This window comes from Aquirufa sp. ROCK2-A2 (assembly GCF_054558485.1).
On sequence record NZ_JBPXKA010000024.1, the window covers coordinates 1 to 676 of the forward strand.

A 676-nucleotide genomic window follows, 5' to 3' on the forward strand; every position below is an offset into this window, starting at 1 on the left:
TGATTGCCTACCAAGATCAAGCGGGACCCATGACGGTAACGAATATAGCCACAGACTTTGCTTATCACATCCGATTGGATCAGAAATGGACGATGAGTGGAGGGATCCGAGCAGGTCTTTTGAACTTAGCCTTAGACTTTAGTCGAGTAGATTTGGTACATGAAGGCGATGAGTTATTTTCCAAGAATCGTACCACAGGTTTTAATCCAAATGTAGGTTGGGGCATTCGCTTTTCGAAAGGTGATGGCTTGTTTTTATCAGTTTCACAGCCAAGGGTATTAAAATATGAATTTACGGGTAATGGAGCCTTCAAGGATGTGGTCTACACCTTTGCACAAATAGGCACAAAAATTAAACTATCTGATCAGGTTAATTTATATCCGAACACAATGCTTCGATTGGGTCAAGATGTACCCTTAAGCTTTGATGTGAATGTACATTCCAATATCTCCAAGAAATTAGATGTGGGGTTGAATTATCGTTATTTGGATAGCTATGGACTACGTTTAGGAGTGCACGCCTCGGAAACGATTTATTTAGGATACGTCTATGAGAACCCGATTTCGCAAATCTCAAAGGTATCGAATCAAACCCATGAGTTTGCCATCAAGTTTACGATCAAGCCCAAAAAGCGAGTAGATGAATTTGCCAAAGAAAAAGAATTAATGAATAAGTA

The 676-nt window shown here is 39.8% G+C and carries 1 protein-coding gene; it reads left to right on the top strand.

Annotated elements, in window-relative coordinates; genetic code table 11:
• A partial coding sequence (locus tag V7S76_RS13265; protein WP_459510624.1) for a PorP/SprF family type IX secretion system membrane protein occupies positions 1-676 on the top strand: 676 nt, incomplete at both ends.